We start from the raw sequence: 15,967 nt of genomic DNA on the forward strand, positions 1-15,967 counted from the left end.
GTGTCTCATGATGAGCGGATGCCGCGGCCCTGTGCCGCCCGACGCTCCCGTCCCGCTGTGCGAGTGGCATCTGGCCGCGGCATCCGAGTGGGAGCACCGCCGGCACGGAGTCACCGACATCCTTCCGTCGCCGTGCGCGCTCTGCGGCTCGCGACTGGGCGTCAGCTACCCGTCCGGGTGGCTGTGCGCCGTGTGCGAGTGGCGTCATGGCGACCTCGTCGACGACGAGCTGCCCACGCTGCGCGTCGACGTGGTCTACTACGTCCGCTACGACGACAGGATCAAGATCGGCACGTCAGCCCGTCCACGGCAGCGGCTGACGGCGATCTGGCACGACGAGCTGCTGGCGTTCGAGCGCGGCGACCGCACCGTCGAGCGCCGCCGTCACGAGCAGTTCGCCGCCGACCGGTATCCGCGCACCGAGTGGTTCCGGCGGTCGTCCGCTCTCGAGGCGCACATCGGCGGGCTCGCCGCCGGTGTCGGCGACCCGTGGGCGCTCCACGCGCGGTGGGTCAGCGAGGCGGTCGCGCGGGTGGGCTGATGCGCCGTGTCGTGGGCGTGCCGACCGACGTCTGCGCGGCACCGACTTGCCTTCCGCGTCGCGAGCCCGTTCACGCCGGGGCGCGGCATCCGTTACCGTCGCGGTATGGATGCGACGGGTCGCGAGGGGCACCGCGCGCCGCAGCATCACTCAGCGGCGGCGGGCCGGGCCCGCACCACCTGGCTGCGCGCGGACTTCGCCGACCGCACGGCCGACCGTACGGCGACGCTGAACCAGCTCCTGCTGTCGTCCGTGGTGCTGGTGCTCGCCGTGATGATCGCCTTCGAGCCGCCGGAAGTCGATCTCGCCCTGTTCTTCCTCGGCGTCGTCATCGTCTTCGTGGTGACAGGGGCCACGCTGGTGGTCCCCTGGAACCGGCTGCCGTTCGGCTGGGTGGCCGTCATCCCTGCGGTCGACATCATCGCCGTCACGCTCATGGTCGTCGCCGCGCCCGACACCGCGCTCGGCCTGCTGTGGATCTTCCCGACGATGTGGCTCGCAGCCGGATTCGGCATGCTCGGCCTCTTCGCCGTCATCGTGGCGGTCGCCGCCATCATCGGAGTCCTGACGGCCCTCACCACGCGCGAGCTCACCTTCACGTCGCTGCTGCTTCCCCTCGTGCTCGTCGCGGTCGCCGCCACGAGCCACCTGACCGCACGGCGGTCCGACGCGCAGCGGACGCTGCTGGCGAAGCAGTCGCAGCTTCTGCGGCGCGTGCTGGAGCAGTCGCGACGGCAGGAGCAGGTCGTCACCGAGGTGCTCGACACCGTCGACTTCGGGGTTATCCGCATCGACTCCGACGGCCGCATCACCGTGACGAACGAGGCGAACGCGCGACTGCAGCAGGCGATCTGGGGCGACGACGATGCCGAGGGCGTGCCCGTGTTCCGCGACGACGGCGAGACGCGGCTGCCGGCGGACGAGCTGCCGGTCGAGCGGGCGCTGCGCGGCGAGGCCTTCGACGGCCAGGTCGTGTGGTTCGGCGAGGAGCCGGGCCCGCGCCAGGCGCTGAGCGTCAGTGCGCGTCGGCTCATCGACCCGAGCGGGGACGACACCGGCGCGGTGGTCATCTCCCGCGATGTGACCTCGGAGCTCGAAGCGCTGCGCGCGCGCGACGAGCTCGTCGCCTCGGTCTCGCACGAGCTCCGCACGCCGCTGACCTCGATCCTCGGCTACCTCGATCTCGCGATCGAGGAGCCCGGCCTGCCCGACCACGTGCGCGCCAACCTCGACATCGCCGAGCGCAACGCCGAGCGTCTGCTGCGCATCGTCGCCGACATCCTCGCCGCGTCGAGCTCGTCGGCGTCGTCGGTCGAGGCATCCCTCTCCGCTCAGCTGCTGGACGTGCGCGACGTCGTGCGGGCCGCCGGCGAGGCGCTGCTGCCGCGGGCGGCGAGCCGCGCCATCACGATCGACACGACCGGGCTGGAGGGCGCCCGCGCGTGGGCGGATCCGATGCGGCTGCGGCAGGTCGTGGACAACCTGGTCTCGAACGCGATCGCGTACAACAAGGACGGCGGGACGGTGTTCCTGGGCACCACCACCGACGGCGCGTCGACGTGGATCCTCGTCCGCGACACCGGCGTCGGCATCAGCGAGGCCGACCGCGCGCGCCTTTTCCAGCGCTTCTACAAGGCCGGCGCCGAGCGTCGCAGCGGAACCGGCCTCGGGCTCGCCATCACCCGCGACATCGTGCGCGCCCACGGCGGCGAGCTCGGTCTCCACAGCTCTCCCGGCGTCGGGTCGACCTTCATCGTGAAGCTCCCCGCCACGCCACCGGAAGGGACCACGGAATGACTCTCCAACTGGCCAGCGTCGTGATCATGACGGCACTCGTCGTCAACGTGAGCGGCATCCTGTTCATCGTCGAGACGCTGCTCCGTCGCGACGAGGGCGCGGGCCGCATCTGGGCGCTCGGCTTCCTCGCGGCGATGCTGACCACGCTCTCCTACATGGTGTGGGCCCAGGGCGCCGGGGGGTGGTGGGCGATCGCCGTCGGCAACGCCGCCTTCGTCGCGGGCACGGGCTGCATGTGGCTCGGCTGCCGACGCTTCAACGGCCGGCGCATGGCATTCTCGTCGTGGCTCGTCGTCCTGGGGGTCGTCGGTGCGGCCGTCACCGTACTCCTCGAGGGGCCCGACGGCGGCGACTGGGCGGGCGCCGTGTGGATGTTCGTCGCACTGCTGCTCCTCGCGGCGGCCGGCGCGACCGAGTGCGTGCGCGGCGCTCTGCTGGAGTCGCGCACCGCGTGGGTGCTGGCGGCCGTGCTCGGCGTCCAGTCGCTGTACTACGTCTCCCGCACGACCGCGTTCCTCACCGCGGGGCCCGACAGCGCGCTGTTCGAGAACGCGTTCGGCACGGTGTCGACGAGCTTCCTCACCATCGTGCTCACGATCGTCGCTGTGGTCGCGACGTCGGTGCTCCGCGCCACGCGCGCGCCGATGCGCGGGTACCTGCGCCCGGGGGCGCTCGGCTCGACGAAAGGCGGCATCCTCTCGCGCGACCTGTTCGAGGTCGCGCTGGCCGGCCTCTGCGAGCGCGCGGGTGCCCGTTCCGAGCTGGTCGGGGTGATCGCCGTGCGGGTGGAGGATCTCGACCAGATCTCGACGGCCTTCGGCAGCGAGGTCGCGCGGGCGGTCACCGAGACGTGGCGCACCGGCGTGCGGCGCCACGCGCCGTCCAACGCCCTCGTCGGCGAGGACGGCGCGACAGGTCTCGTCGTGGCCGTGCTGGTCGAGACCGACCTCGAGGCGCGCCGGCAGGCGGGCGCGATCTACCGCGGGCTGTTCGACGACCTGGGCAAGGTCGGCGGGGGAGTGATCCCCGTCGTCGGCGTCGGCGTCGCCCTGAGCGACGTGGCCGGCTACGACTCCACCGTTCTCCACCGCGTCGCACGTGAGGCCGCGAGCCGCGCGGCCGCGAGTGTGGAGTCGTCGGTCCTCGTCGGGGAGGCCGAGTAGCGGCATCCGCTCGTCGTCAGGAAGCCGTCAGCCGGTAGCCGACGCCGCGCACCGTCTCGATCCATCGCGGGTTCGTGGGCGACTCGCCCAGCTTGCGGCGCAGGTTCGCCACGTGAACCTCGATCGCCCGCGCGTCGCTGTCGCTGACGAACTCGACGCCGGTGAACTGCTCGCCGCGCAGCATGAGCGCGAGGTCGGACTTGCCGCGCACGCGCCTGCCGGCGGCCAGGAGGTCGGCGAGGATGTCGAACTCGCTGCGGGTGAGCTCGAGGTCGTCGCCGTCGACGGTCACGATGCGCATGTCGGGGTTGAGCCGGAGTCCCTGGTGTTCGAGCCAGGCGCCGGTGGTGTCTGATGCCTCGACCGCGGGGACCGCGGCGGCGACGTGATGCCGCGGCCGACGCAGCATCGCGTCGATGCGGGCGCGCAGCTCGCGCGGGCGGAACGGCTTGGCGACGTAGTCGTCGGCGCCGGCCTCGAGGCCCTGGAGGGCGTCGATCTCCTCGGTGCGGGCACTCAGCATGACGATGTAGGTCGTGCTCACCGAGCGGATGCGCTTGGCGGTCTCGAACCCGTCCATGCCCGGCATGTTGACGTCGAGGGTGGTCACGAGAGGCTGGTGCTCGACCACCAGGTCGAGTCCGTCCTGGCCGTTGCCCGCGCCATGCACCTCGAATCCGGCCTGCGCGAGCACTGCGGACAGGAGCGAGCGGATGTCCTCCTCGTCCTCGATGACGACGGCCACGCGCTGTTCTTCCACCGATTCATCCTCCGGCGCCGGCGAGACGAGCTCCGTCTCGCGGACGTCGGTCAGGATATCCCAGAACACCGTCTGGAACAGGCGCGGCGCGTCGGCGCTCATGACTTGCACCGTGTTCCGCGCGTGCCGACGCGGATGGGGGTGGCGATCGCCCCCACGATCACCACCCCACCGCACCGAGTCCCGACCCCGTCACCCCGCCTCGTCTCCGAGACGGACAGGTGGGTGGCTGGGCATGTGGCCGGCGTCGCAATGCCGCGTCGGTAGGCCACGTCCCAACCTCCCCAGAGACCCCCACGAAGTCGGTCTTCTTTCGGGTTGTCCTGACGCTACTCGCGCGCGCTCAAGCCACCCTCAGGGCTACCTCAGGAGCGGCCAAAGGTTGCCGCCCGTGGCATCCTCGTTGCATGCCTCTCATTGCCCTCACCGGCGGAATCGCGTCGGGGAAGTCCACGATCGGGCGGCGCCTCGCCGAGCACGGCGCGATCGTCGTCGACGCCGATCAAGTGGTCCGCGACGTGCAGCAGCCGGGGTCGCCCGTGCTCGCGGCGATCGCCGACGAGTTCGGCGACGGGATGCTGCGAGCCGACGGCTCGCTCGACCGTGCAGTGCTCGGCGGCCGCGTGTTCGGCGACGACGCGGCGGTGAAGCGGCTGAACGCGATCGTCCACCCCGCCGTGCGCGCCGAATCGGCACGGCGCTTCGGGGAGGCACTGGATGCCGATCCGTCCGCCGTGGTGGTCTACGACGTGCCGCTGCTCGTCGAGGCGCGCGTCGACGACCCGTGGGACCTCGTCGTCGTGGCACACGCGCCGGCCGACCTCCGTCGCACGCGCCTCGTCGAGCTGCGAGGCATGACCGATGCCGACGCCGCGGCGCGCATCGCATCGCAGGTGCCCGACGAGGCGCGCCTGGCGATCGCCGACGTCGTGGTCGATACCACCGGCTCCCTCGACGACACGCGGCGTCAGGTCGACGACCTGTGGGCGGCGCTGCCCGAGCTCCTGGCGGCACGCACGGACCGCTAGGACGAGAAGGGTGCGCGGCGTACCCTGGCACCACACGCGGAGGTGGCTCATGGGCATGCTGTCGAGGTTCCGGCGCAAGCGGCGCTACGCCGCGCTGAGCGACGAGGAGCGGATCGGCAGGTACGTGTACCTGCTCAACACGCTGCCGGCGTCCGTGATCGAGAAGGCGCATGCCTCGGCGTTCAGCGACGTGCCGGCCGAGCGCCGCCGCGAGATGTTCGAGCAGCTGCGCCCCTTCCTCTCCGACGCGGAGCAGGACGCAGCATCCGACGACCCGACCGTGCTGGCGCGACTCGTCCGCCGCGCGGAGGAGCGGCGGGCCGAGCGCGCCCAGCGCGCCGGCGAGGCGGAAGCAGGCGATGCGCGCGACGAGGTCGATCCGCGCGCGCTGCTGACGAGCTCCGGCGTGGCCGCCGTCGTCTCGCAGAACTTCCTCCTGTCCGCAGTGGTCATCACGTACTTCTCCGCGGGAGCGGGATCGCTCGCCATCGCGTCCGAGCCCGGGTGGGTCGGCGAGACCTACGACCCCGGCGCGACCGCGGCCTTCGACGGCGGCGGGTTCTCGGGCGACTACGGGGGCGGCGGAGGATTCGACGGCGGCGGCTTCGGCGGGGGATTCGACGGAGGGGGCTTCGGCGGCGGCGACGGAGGCGGCTGAGGCGGGTCCGCCGGCCGCGAACGCCGGCCCCGGTGTCGGAGGCTCCGCCTACGCTTGAGGAGTGCAAGCCACCCGTTCCGTGCGCCCGTTCGAGGTCATCAGCGATTACGAGCCGTCCGGAGACCAGCCGCAGGCGATCGCCGACCTCGCCGCCCGCATCAACGCGGGTGAGACCGACGTCGTGCTGCTCGGCGCGACCGGCACCGGAAAGTCCGCAACGACGGCGTGGCTCATCGAGCAGGTGCAGCGGCCCACCCTGGTGCTCGCGCACAACAAGACGCTGGCCGCGCAGCTGGCGAACGAGTTCCGCGAGCTCATGCCGAACAATGCGGTCGAGTACTTCGTGAGCTACTACGACTACTACCAGCCCGAGGCCTACGTCCCGCAGACAGACACCTTCATCGAGAAGGACTCGTCGATCAACGCCGAGGTCGAGCGCCTGCGGCACTCCACGACCAACTCGCTGCTCAGCCGTCGCGACGTCGTGGTGGTGAGCACGGTCTCGTGCATCTACGGACTCGGTTCCCCCGAGGAGTACATGCGGGCGATGGTGGCGCTGCAGGTGGGCGAGCGCTACGACCGCGACGCCCTCATCCGCAAGTTCATCGCGATGCAGTACAACCGCAACGACGTCGACTTCTCGCGCGGCAACTTCCGCGTGCGCGGCGACACGATCGAGATCATCCCGGTGTACGAGGAGTACGCCGTGCGCATCGAGCTCTTCGGCGACGAGATCGAGGCGATCTACATGCTGCACCCGCTCACGGGCGACGTCGTGCAGCGCCTCGACGCCGTGCCGATCTTCCCGGCCACGCACTATGCGGCCGGCACCGAGACGGTGCAGCGCGCGATCGGCACCATCGAGCACGAGCTCGAGCAGCGTCTGAAGGAGCTCGAGTCGCAGAACAAGCTGCTCGAGGCGCAGAGGCTCCGCATGCGCACCACCTTCGACCTCGAGATGCTGCAGCAGCTCGGCTTCTGCTCGGGCATCGAGAACTACTCGCGACACCTCGACGGGCGGCTGCCGGGAGAGCCGCCGCACACGCTGCTCGACTTCTTCCCCGACGACTTCCTCATGGTCATCGACGAGTCGCACGTGACCGTCCCGCAGATCGGCGCGATGTACGAGGGGGATGCCTCGCGCAAGCGCACCCTGGTCGAGCACGGGTTCCGGCTGCCGAGCGCGCTCGACAACCGCCCGCTCCGGTTCGACGAGTTCAAGGAGCGCGTCGGCCAGACCGTCTACCTCTCGGCGACGCCCGGCCGCTACGAGATGGGCATCGCCGACGGTGTCGTCGAGCAGATCATCCGCCCGACCGGCCTCGTCGACCCGCACATCGTCGTCAAGCCGTCGAAGGGCCAGATCGACGACCTGCTCGAGGAGATCCGCCTGCGCGCGTCACGCGACGAGCGCGTGCTCGTCACGACACTGACCAAGAAGATGGCCGAAGAGCTCACCGACTTCCTGGGAGAGCACGGGGTGCGGGTGCGCTACCTCCACTCCGACGTCGACACGCTGCGCCGCGTCGAGCTGCTGAGCGAGCTTCGCTCGGGTGTCTACGACGTGCTCGTGGGCATCAACCTGCTGCGCGAGGGACTCGACCTTCCCGAAGTCTCGCTCGTCTCGATCCTCGACGCCGACAAAGAGGGGTTCCTCCGCAGCGGAACATCGCTCATCCAGACCATCGGCCGTGCGGCGCGCAACGTGTCCGGCGAAGTGCACATGTACGCCGACACCGTGACCGATTCCATGCGCAATGCGATCGAGGAGACCGATCGGCGGCGCGAGAAGCAGGTCGCCTACAACACCGAGCACGGGATCGACCCGCAGCCTCTCCGCAAGCGCATCGCCGACATCACCGACGCTCTCGCTCGGGAGGCCTCCGACACCGACGCCATGCTGTCGCGCAAGTCCTCGGCCAAGCTCAAGTCGGGCAAGGGCAAGGCGCCGACCCCTCAGCTGCGGCGTGAGGGGATCGCAGCCGAGGGCGCCGAGCAGCTCGAGGCGACCATCGCCGACCTCAGCAGTCAGATGCTCTCCGCGGCGGCGGAGCTCAAGTTCGAACTCGCCGCACGCCTGCGCGATGAGGTGCAGGACATGAAGAAGGAGCTCCGGGCGATGGAGCGCGCGGGGCACGCGTAGGCGGCCGGGTGCTCGGCGCGATCAGGGGCAGTGCATGAGCGGCTTCGGGCCGCTGCGGTCGAACGTGTGCCGGGTGATCGGTGCGCCGCACAGCGGGCACGCCCGTTCGGCGCGCTCCGACGCCGACGGCGGGGGAGCGGTCTCGTAGGGTCCGACCGCGGCAGGACCTGCCAGCCGGATCAGCTTCGTGTTGAGGAACGAGTACCAGCCGCCTGCTTCGCGCACGCGCTCCCGCAGCGGCGGCCGGTGGGTGGGGGCATCCTCATCACGCATATCATTAGTGTACTAACGATTGACCCGAGAGGATCTCACGTGAGCCAGTCCGCCGCCCCGAGCGCCGACGAGCTGCTCAAGCTCGACAATCAGGTGTGCTTCGCCCTGGTGACGGCGGCGCGCAACGTCGTGGCGATCTACCGCCCGATCCTCGAGCCCCTCGGTCTCACGCATCCGCAGTACCTGGTGATGCTGGCGCTCTGGGAGCGATCGCCCCGGTCGCTGCGGGAACTGGCCGATGAGCTCGCGCTCGAACCTGCGACGCTCTCGCCGCTCGTGAAGCGGCTCGAGGTGCAGGGGCTCGTGTCGAAGGCACGGCGCGATGACGACGAGCGCGTGCTCGACGTCCGGCTGACAGTCGAGGGTGCGGCCCTGCGCGAACGCGCGCTCGAGGTGCCCGGCCGTGTCATGGCGGGCGTCGGAACGGATGCCGCGTCGCTGATCTCGCTGCGGGACGCGCTCGCACCGTTCTCCGGCGCGAGGAGCGGCCACATCACAGGTGCGTGAACTTCTTCTCATGCCTCTGGCCGTGCGGCCCCCCTGAACGTAGGGTCGGAACGGCGTCCCGACCGCGGTGAACCTGCGTGCCGCGATGCCGGCAACACCGTCGTTCCGATCCAGCACAGAGGAAGCCATCCATGCACATCAGGTCCCACCAAGACCGTCCGGCCCGGCGCCGCGGTCTCGCCTTCGCGGCGACCGCAGCCACCCTCGCCCTCACCCTCACCGGGGTCGCGTCCGCCTCAGCGGCGCCCAAGGCCCCCGACACCCCCAAGGGCAAAGCCAACGGGACGTCGGTCGAGATCAACCTCGTCACCGTGAACGACTTCCACGGCCGCATCGAGCAGTCCGGCACCGCCGCCGGGATCGCGCGGCTGTCGACGGCGGTCAATCAGCTCCGGGCGGAGAACCCGAACACCGTCTTCGCCGCCGCAGGCGACATGATCGGCGCATCGACCTTCACGTCCTTCATCCAGGAGGACGTCCCGACCATCGAGGCGCTGAACGCCGCCGGCCTCGATGTGAGCTCGGTGGGCAACCACGAGTTCGACAAGGGCTTCGACGACCTGACCGACCGGGTGATGCCCCTCGCCGACTGGGAGTACCTCGGCGCGAACGTCTACGACAGGGTGTCGGGCGACCCCGCTCTGCCGGAGTACTGGATCGCCAAGTTCCAGGGCATCCGCGTCGGCTTCGTCGGTGCGGTCACCGATGAGCTGCCGTCGCTCGTGAGCCCGACCGGCATCGAGGACATCACCGTCGGAAGCCCCGTCGACGCGGCGAACCGCGTCGCGGATCAGCTCAGCGACGGCCGGTCGAACAACGGCGAGGCCGACATCGTCATCATGCTGGTGCACGAGGGCGCCGCCACCTCGTCCGTCGAGTCCGCGACCGATCCGACGACACGGTTCGGCGACATCGTGCTGAACGCGAACGACAACATCGACGCGATCGTCTCCGGCCACACCCACCTCGCGTACAACCACGTGATCGACGGCCGGCCCGTGATCTCGAGCGGCCAGTACGGGGAGCGATTCTCGAACATGGAGATCACCTACGACCGCAGGTCGAAGTCGATCACCTCCATGGAGAACACGCTGTACACGATGGCGACCGAGGTCAACGCCGCCGGCACGGTGACGGCGTGGCTCACCGAGCCCGACCCGGCGATCGTCCCCATCGTGGCCGAGGCGACCGAAGTCGCCAATGAACTCGGAAACGTGATCATCGGCGACACCTCCGCCGCACTCAACCGCGCGCAGCGACCCGGCACCGTGAACGGCGCACCCGCCCCGGTCGAGAACCGTGGCGGCGAGTCGACGCTCGGCAACTTCGTGGCCGACGTGCAGCTCTGGGCGCTGAACGAGGACGGCACCCGCAGCGTCGACATCACCTTCATGAACCCCGGAGGTCTCCGAGCCGACATCAACGCCGGCGACACGACGTACCGCGAGACGGCGAACGTGCAGTCGTTCGCGAACACCCTCGTGACGCTCAACATGACCGGGGCGCAGATCAAGGGAGTCCTCGAGGAGCAGTGGCAGCCGGCCGGTGCAAGCCGTCCGTTCCTGAAGCTCGGCGTGAACGAGGCGCTCACCTACACGTACGACCCGACCGCGCCGCAGGGCTCGCACATCCTCGACATCTACCTCGACGGTGTGCCGCTCGACCCTGCGGCGACATACTCCGTCGGGGCCAACTCCTTCCTCGCAGGCGGCGGCGACAGCTTCTTCACCTTCCGCGAGGGCACGGGCAAGGCCGACAGCGGCAAGATCGACCTCGAGGCGATGGTCGACTACTTCACCGTGTTCGGAAGCGTGGAGCCCGACTACGCCCAGCGCGCAGTGGGCGTGGACCTCGTGAGCATCGTCGGCGACCAGGTCACCGTCAACCTCTCGTCGCTCGACTTCAGCACGACCGAGCCGAAGGCGGGAACCGTCGCCGTCTCGTTCGACGGAGTCCAGCTCGCGAGCGCTCCGGTGGACGCGACCTTCCCCGACCCTTCGACGTTCGACGAGATCGGGCGGGCGACGGTGACGTTCACCCTTCCGGCGGGCGCCACCTCGGAGTCGGAGTTCGTCATCACGACACCGACCGGAACGGTGAGCACGTTCACGCTCGGGGGCGCGCTCTGACCTTCTTCGCATGACGTGCGGATGCCGCGGGGGCTCGCACCCCGCGGCATCGGCAGGTGCTCGTCTGGAAGAAGCCAGTGAAGGCGGGGACTCCGAGTCCGATGTCGGAGGCCCCGCCTAAACTTGTCTGGTGCCCATCGTCCCCGTCGCCGTGCCCGGAAACACCAGCGGAAAGCTCAGCGTCCGCGGTGCCCGCGTCCACAATCTCAAGAACGTCGACCTCGACATCCCGCGTGACTCGCTCGTCGTGTTCACGGGGCTCTCGGGCTCCGGCAAGTCCAGCCTCGCTTTCGACACCATCTTCGCCGAGGGCCAGCGCCGCTACGTCGAGTCGCTGAGCGCCTACGCGCGCCAATTCCTCGGCCAGGTCGATCGTCCCGACGTCGACTTCATCGAAGGCCTCAGCCCCGCGGTGTCGATCGACCAGAAGTCGACCAACCGCAACCCCCGCTCGACCGTGGGCACCATCACCGAGATCCACGACTACATGCGTCTGCTGTGGGCGCGCATCGGCGTGCCGCACTGCCCCGAGTGCGGCGAGGTCATCCAGCGCCAGACGGTGCAGCAGGTCGCCGACCAGCTCATGGAGCTGCCCGAGCGCACCCGGTATCAGATCGTCGCGCCCGTCGTCACCCAGAAGAAGGGCGAGTTCGTCGACCTCTTCAAAGAGCTGTCGGCCAAGGGCTACGCCCGTGCGGTCGTCGACGGCGAGCTCATTCAGCTCGCCGAGCCGCCCACCCTGAAGAAGAGCTACAAGCACGACATCGCGGTGGTCGTCGACCGCCTCGTGGCCAGCCCCGACATCCTGAGCCGCGTCACCGACTCCGTCGAGACGGCGCTGGGTCTGGCCGGCGGCGTGATGCAGGTCAACTTCGTCGACGCCGAGGGCGACGACGCCTGGCAGTCGTTCTCCGAGAAGCTGGCGTGCCCGAACGGGCACCCGCTGCAGCTCACTGAGATCGAGCCCCGCACGTTCTCGTTCAACGCTCCCTTCGGCGCCTGCCCGACCTGCTCGGGGCTCGGCACCCGCATGTCGGTCGACGTCGATCTCATGGTCGGCGACGAAGACCTCTCGATCCGCGAGGGCGTCCTGATCCCGTGGACCACGCAGGGCAAGGGGCTCTTCCAGTACTACGAGCGCCTGCTCGAGGGCCTCGCGAACGATCTGGACTTCTCGCTCGACACCCCGTGGCGGATGCTGCGTGCCGAGGTCCGCGAGGCGGTCCTGCGCGGCGAGAACTACAAGGTGACGGTGAAGTGGAAGAACCGCTACGGCCGTGAGATGCGCTACTCCTCGGGCTTCGAGGGCGTCGTTCCCTACATCGAGCGGCAGTACCTGCAGGCCGAGACCGACACCCAGCGTCAGCGATGGGCCGAGTTCCTGCGCGAGGTCCCGTGTCCCGTATGCGACGGCGCGCGTCTCAAGCCCGAGGTGCTCGCGGTCCTCGTGCACGGACATTCGATCGCGGATGCCTCGCGCCTGAGCCTCGCCGACGCGCAGGCCTTCTTCGCCGGCCTTCAGCTGACCGACCGTGAGGCCAAGATCGGCGCGCAGGTGCTGCGCGAGATCCGTGTGCGGCTCGACTTCCTCATCCAGGTCGGGCTCACCTACCTGAACCTCAGCCGCTCCGCCGGGTCGCTGTCGGGCGGCGAGGCGCAGCGCATCCGGCTCGCCACGCAGATCGGCTCTGGGCTCACGGGCGTGCTCTACGTGCTCGATGAGCCGTCGATCGGCCTCCACCAGCGCGACAACCGCCGCCTCATCGAGACGCTCATCACGCTCCGCGACCTCGGCAACACGCTGATCGTCGTCGAGCACGACGAGGAGACGATCCACGCCGCCGACTGGATCGTCGACATCGGCCCCCGCGCCGGCGTCGACGGCGGTGACGTCGTGCACTCCGGACCCCTCGAGCAGCTGCTCAAGGAGAGCGACTCCATCACCGGCGACTACCTCGCGGGCCGCCGTGAGATCCCGACGCCGAAGAAGCGACGCAAGATCGACAAGAACCGGAAGGTGACGGTCGTCGGCGCGCGCGAGAACAACCTGAAGAACGTCACCGTCGACTTCCCGCTGGGGGTGCTCACCGCGGTGACGGGCGTGAGCGGCTCGGGCAAGTCGTCGCTGGTGAACGACATCCTCTACGAAGTCCTCGCCACCCGGCTGAACGGTGCGCGCCGCGTCGCGGGCAAGCACACCCGCGTGATCGGCACCGACGATCTCGACAAGGTCGTGCACGTCGACCAGGGGCCGATCGGCCGCACACCGCGCTCGAACCCCGCCACGTACACCGGCGTCTTCGACCGGATCCGCACGCTGTTCAGCGAGACGCCCGAGGCGAAGGCGCGCGGCTACCAGCCCGGCAGGTTCAGCTTCAACGTCAAGGGCGGCCGGTGCGAGGCGTGCTCCGGCGACGGCACGATCAAGATCGAGATGAACTTCCTGCCCGACGTGTACGTCGACTGCGAGGTGTGCCACGGCAAGCGGTACAACCGCGACACGCTCGCCGTGCACTACAAGGGCAAGAACATCGCCGAGGTGCTCGAGATGCCGATCTCCGATGCCGCCGAGTTCTTCGAGCCGATCCAGGCGATCCACCGGTACCTGCGCACGCTGGTCGACGTCGGCCTCGGGTACGTTCGCCTCGGCCAGTCCGCGACCACGCTGTCGGGCGGCGAGGCGCAGCGCGTCAAGCTCGCGACCGAGCTGCAGCGGCGCTCCAACGGGCGCTCGATCTACGTTCTCGACGAGCCCACCACCGGTCTCCACTTCGAAGACGTGCGACGACTGCTCGAGGTCCTCGGCGGACTCGTCGACAAGGGCAACAGCGTCATCGTGATCGAGCACAACCTCGACGTCATCAAGAGCGCCGACTGGATCATCGATCTCGGGCCCGAGGGCGGCTCCGGCGGCGGCGAGGTCGTCGCCACGGGCACCCCCGAGCAGGTCGCCCGCGTCGAGGGCAGCCACACCGGTGCGTTCCTCGCCGAGGTGCTGGGCGGGGCGCAGGCGGTCCGCAAGGCCGGCTGACCCGATGGCACGCACCGCACCCACGGTCGCCTACAAGCCGAAGCCGGGCGAGATCCCGACGAACCCGGGCGTCTACCGCTTCCGCGATGCCGACGGGCGTGTGCTGTACGTCGGCAAGGCCAAGAACCTGCGTGCGCGGCTCTCGAACTACTTCGCACCGCTGCACACGCTGCACGAGCGCACGCGCCGCATGGTGACGACGGCCGCGTCCGTCGAGTGGACGGTCGTCTCGAGCGACGTCGACTCGCTGCAGCTGGAGTACATGTGGATCAAGGAGTTCGATCCGCCCTTCAACGTGCGATACCGCGACGACAAGTCGTATCCGTTCATGGCGATCACCCTCGGTGACGAGGCGCCGCGCGTGATCGTCACGCGCAACCGCCGGATCCCGGGGGCGAAGTACTTCGGTCCGTACCCGAAGGTGTGGGCCGTCCACGACACGATCGACCTGATGATCAAGGTCTTCCCGATCCGCACGTGCAGCGACTCCTCGTACAAGAAGGCCATGGCCTCCGGACGGCCGTGCTTCCCCGGGCAGATCGGCCGGTGCGGCGGACCCTGCTCGATGAAGGTCACGATTGAGGAGCACCGCGCGATCGTCGAGGACTTCGTCGCGTTCATGGCCGGCGGCGACCAGCGCTTCCGCAAGGAGCTCACCGCTCGCATGAAGGAGGCGTCGGCGGCCATGGACTACGAGGCCGCAGCCCTGTACCGCGACCGGCTCCAGGCGATCGATGCGGTGCTCAACAAGAGCGCGCTCGTCCTGGCGCCCGACACGGACGCCGACCTGTTCGGCATCGCGGAGGACGAGCTGGCTGCGACCGTGCAGCACTTCGTGATCCGCGGCGGCCGCGTGCGCGGGGTCCGGGCGACGACGATCGAGAAGGAGCTCGACATCACCGGCGGCGATCTGGTCGACCAGGTGCTGCAGCGCACCTACGGCAACGCCGCGGGCGCGGACATCCCGCGACAGGTGCTCGTTCCCGCGATGCCCGACGACGCGGACGACCTCGAGGAGTGGCTGCGCGAGCGCCGCGGCAAGTCGGTCACGATCCAAGTCGCGCAGCGCGGGCGCAAGGCCGAGCTCATGAAGACGGCCACCCTCAACGCCCAGCAGGCGCTGATGCTGCACAAGACGCGCCGCACGAGCGACTACGTCGCCCGCACGCAGGCGCTCACCGACCTCCAGGAGGCGCTCGACCTGGCGGAGGCGCCGCTGCGCATCGAGTGCTTCGACGTCTCGCATCTCGGCGGCACGAACGTCGTGGCCTCGATGGTCGTCTTCGAGGACGGCCTGCCGCGCAAAGACCAGTACCGCTCGTTCGGCGTGCCCGAGACCACCGACGACACCGACTCGCTCTACCAGGTGCTCCGACGCCGGCTGGCCTACCTCGACCGTCCCGACGACGACGTGCCGCCGCCCGCCGACGCGACCGCCGACGGCGAGGTCGTCACCGAGCGGCGCCGCGCGCGCTTCGCGTACCGGCCGCAGCTGCTCGTCGTCGACGGTGGCAAGCCGCAGGTCGAGGCGGCCGCCCGTGCGCTGCGCGACGCCGGCCATGAGGAGATCGCCCTCTGCGGCATCGCGAAGCGGCTCGAGGAGGTCTGGCTGCCGGGGGAGGAGTACCCGGTGATCCTGCCTCGCACGTCCGAGTCGCTCTACCTGCTGCAGCGCCTGCGCGACGAGGCGCACCGCTTCGCCATCGGTCATCAGCGCCGGCGGCGCCGTCGCGACATCCAGAGCGTGCTCTCGGAGGTGCCCGGCCTGGGTGATGCGCGCATCAAGGCTCTGCTGCGTCACTTCGGCTCGGTCGCCGCGCTCAAGGAGGCGACACCGGATCAGATCGAGGCGCTGCCCGGCGTCGGTCCGAAGCTGGCCGCGTCGATCCATGCGCACCTCTCCGCTCGGTAGGGTGGTCAGGACGACGGGGGTGGTC

General features: G+C 69.8%; 12 protein-coding genes. 10 read left to right on the plus strand and 2 right to left on the minus strand.

Translation table 11 applies throughout. From position 1 onward, the window contains the following. Positions 1-7: 7 nt before the first annotated feature. The 3 genes from JX005_RS07655 (at position 8) to JX005_RS07665 (ending at position 3,501) form a co-directional block, all read left to right on the plus strand. Entirely contained in the window at positions 8-541 is a 534-nt protein-coding gene (locus JX005_RS07655) for a GIY-YIG nuclease family protein (protein ID WP_214467158.1), read from the plus strand. Positions 542-646: 105 nt separating this feature from the next. Further along, positions 647-2,338, plus strand: coding sequence for a sensor histidine kinase (locus tag JX005_RS07660; protein ID WP_214466841.1), 1,692 nt, complete (start codon positions 647-649; stop codon positions 2,336-2,338). Then, the gene (locus tag JX005_RS07665; RefSeq protein ID WP_214466842.1) at positions 2,335-3,501 is read left to right on the plus strand and encodes a hypothetical protein; all 1,167 of its coding nucleotides are present in this window, start codon (positions 2,335-2,337) and stop codon (positions 3,499-3,501) included. Before JX005_RS07660 ends, JX005_RS07665 begins: the two co-directional genes overlap by 4 nt. 16 nt (positions 3,502-3,517) lie before the next feature. Here the strand turns inward: JX005_RS07665 and JX005_RS07670 are convergent, their stop codons facing one another. After that, positions 3,518-4,363, minus strand: coding sequence for a response regulator transcription factor (locus tag JX005_RS07670; protein ID WP_214466843.1), 846 nt, complete (start codon positions 4,361-4,363; stop codon positions 3,518-3,520). Positions 4,364-4,668: 305 nt separating this feature from the next. On the opposite strand from JX005_RS07670, the gene coaE reads away from it, so the two are divergent. From coaE to uvrB, 3 genes are all read left to right on the plus strand, one after another. Beyond that, positions 4,669-5,289, plus strand: a complete 621-nt coding sequence (gene coaE / locus JX005_RS07675) for a dephospho-CoA kinase (protein ID WP_214466844.1) — start codon at positions 4,669-4,671, stop codon at positions 5,287-5,289. A 10-nt stretch (positions 5,290-5,299) separates the two neighbouring features. Next, positions 5,300-5,947: a hypothetical protein gene (locus JX005_RS07680; RefSeq protein WP_214466845.1), complete on the plus strand. Its 648-nt coding sequence runs from the start codon at positions 5,300-5,302 to the stop codon at positions 5,945-5,947. Positions 5,948-6,008: 61 nt separating this feature from the next. Beyond that, positions 6,009-8,090: an excinuclease ABC subunit UvrB gene (gene uvrB / locus JX005_RS07685; protein ID WP_214466846.1), complete on the plus strand. Its 2,082-nt coding sequence runs from the start codon at positions 6,009-6,011 to the stop codon at positions 8,088-8,090. Positions 8,091-8,111: 21 nt separating this feature from the next. Here the strand turns inward: uvrB and JX005_RS07690 are convergent, their stop codons facing one another. Continuing rightward, positions 8,112-8,363: a hypothetical protein gene (locus tag JX005_RS07690; protein ID WP_214466847.1), complete on the minus strand. Its 252-nt coding sequence runs from the start codon at positions 8,361-8,363 to the stop codon at positions 8,112-8,114. Positions 8,364-8,402: 39 nt separating this feature from the next. On the opposite strand from JX005_RS07690, the gene JX005_RS07695 reads away from it, so the two are divergent. The 4 genes from JX005_RS07695 (at position 8,403) to uvrC (ending at position 15,942) form a co-directional block, all read left to right on the plus strand. Further along, positions 8,403-8,870 (plus strand): MarR family winged helix-turn-helix transcriptional regulator, encoded by a 468-nt coding sequence (locus JX005_RS07695; RefSeq protein ID WP_214466848.1) that lies wholly within the window; start codon positions 8,403-8,405, stop codon positions 8,868-8,870. A 131-nt stretch (positions 8,871-9,001) separates the two neighbouring features. Continuing rightward, entirely contained in the window at positions 9,002-10,999 is a 1,998-nt protein-coding gene (locus JX005_RS07700) for a bifunctional metallophosphatase/5'-nucleotidase (protein ID WP_214466849.1), read from the plus strand. Positions 11,000-11,129: 130 nt separating this feature from the next. Next, the gene (uvrA, locus tag JX005_RS07705) at positions 11,130-14,030 is read left to right on the plus strand and encodes an excinuclease ABC subunit UvrA (RefSeq protein WP_214466850.1); all 2,901 of its coding nucleotides are present in this window, start codon (positions 11,130-11,132) and stop codon (positions 14,028-14,030) included. Positions 14,031-14,034: 4 nt separating this feature from the next. Continuing rightward, positions 14,035-15,942 carry an excinuclease ABC subunit UvrC gene (gene uvrC, locus JX005_RS07710; protein ID WP_214466851.1) on the plus strand — a complete coding sequence of 636 codons (1,908 nt, stop codon included), beginning with the start codon at positions 14,035-14,037 and terminating at the stop codon, positions 15,940-15,942. Positions 15,943-15,967 lie beyond the last annotated feature (25 nt).

The organism is Microbacterium flavescens, assembly GCF_018588945.1.
Lineage (GTDB): Bacteria > Actinomycetota > Actinomycetes > Actinomycetales > Microbacteriaceae > Microbacterium > Microbacterium flavescens.

Excerpts from the sequence above, each read along its gene's own strand:
- JX005_RS07655 (WP_214467158.1), top strand. The coding sequence starts at position 8 with ATGATGAGCGGATGCCGCGGCCCTGTGCCGCCCGACGCTCCCGTCCCG.
- JX005_RS07660 (WP_214466841.1), top strand. The coding sequence starts at position 647 with ATGGATGCGACGGGTCGCGAGGGGCACCGCGCGCCGCAGCATCACTCA.
- JX005_RS07665 (WP_214466842.1), top strand. The coding sequence starts at position 2,335 with ATGACTCTCCAACTGGCCAGCGTCGTGATCATGACGGCACTCGTCGTC.
- JX005_RS07670 (WP_214466843.1), bottom strand. The coding sequence starts at position 4,363 with ATGAGCGCCGACGCGCCGCGCCTGTTCCAGACGGTGTTCTGGGATATC.
- coaE (WP_214466844.1), top strand. The coding sequence starts at position 4,669 with ATGCCTCTCATTGCCCTCACCGGCGGAATCGCGTCGGGGAAGTCCACG.
- JX005_RS07690 (WP_214466847.1), bottom strand. The coding sequence starts at position 8,363 with ATGCGTGATGAGGATGCCCCCACCCACCGGCCGCCGCTGCGGGAGCGC.
- JX005_RS07700 (WP_214466849.1), top strand. The coding sequence starts at position 9,002 with ATGCACATCAGGTCCCACCAAGACCGTCCGGCCCGGCGCCGCGGTCTC.
- uvrC (WP_214466851.1), top strand. The coding sequence starts at position 14,035 with ATGGCACGCACCGCACCCACGGTCGCCTACAAGCCGAAGCCGGGCGAG.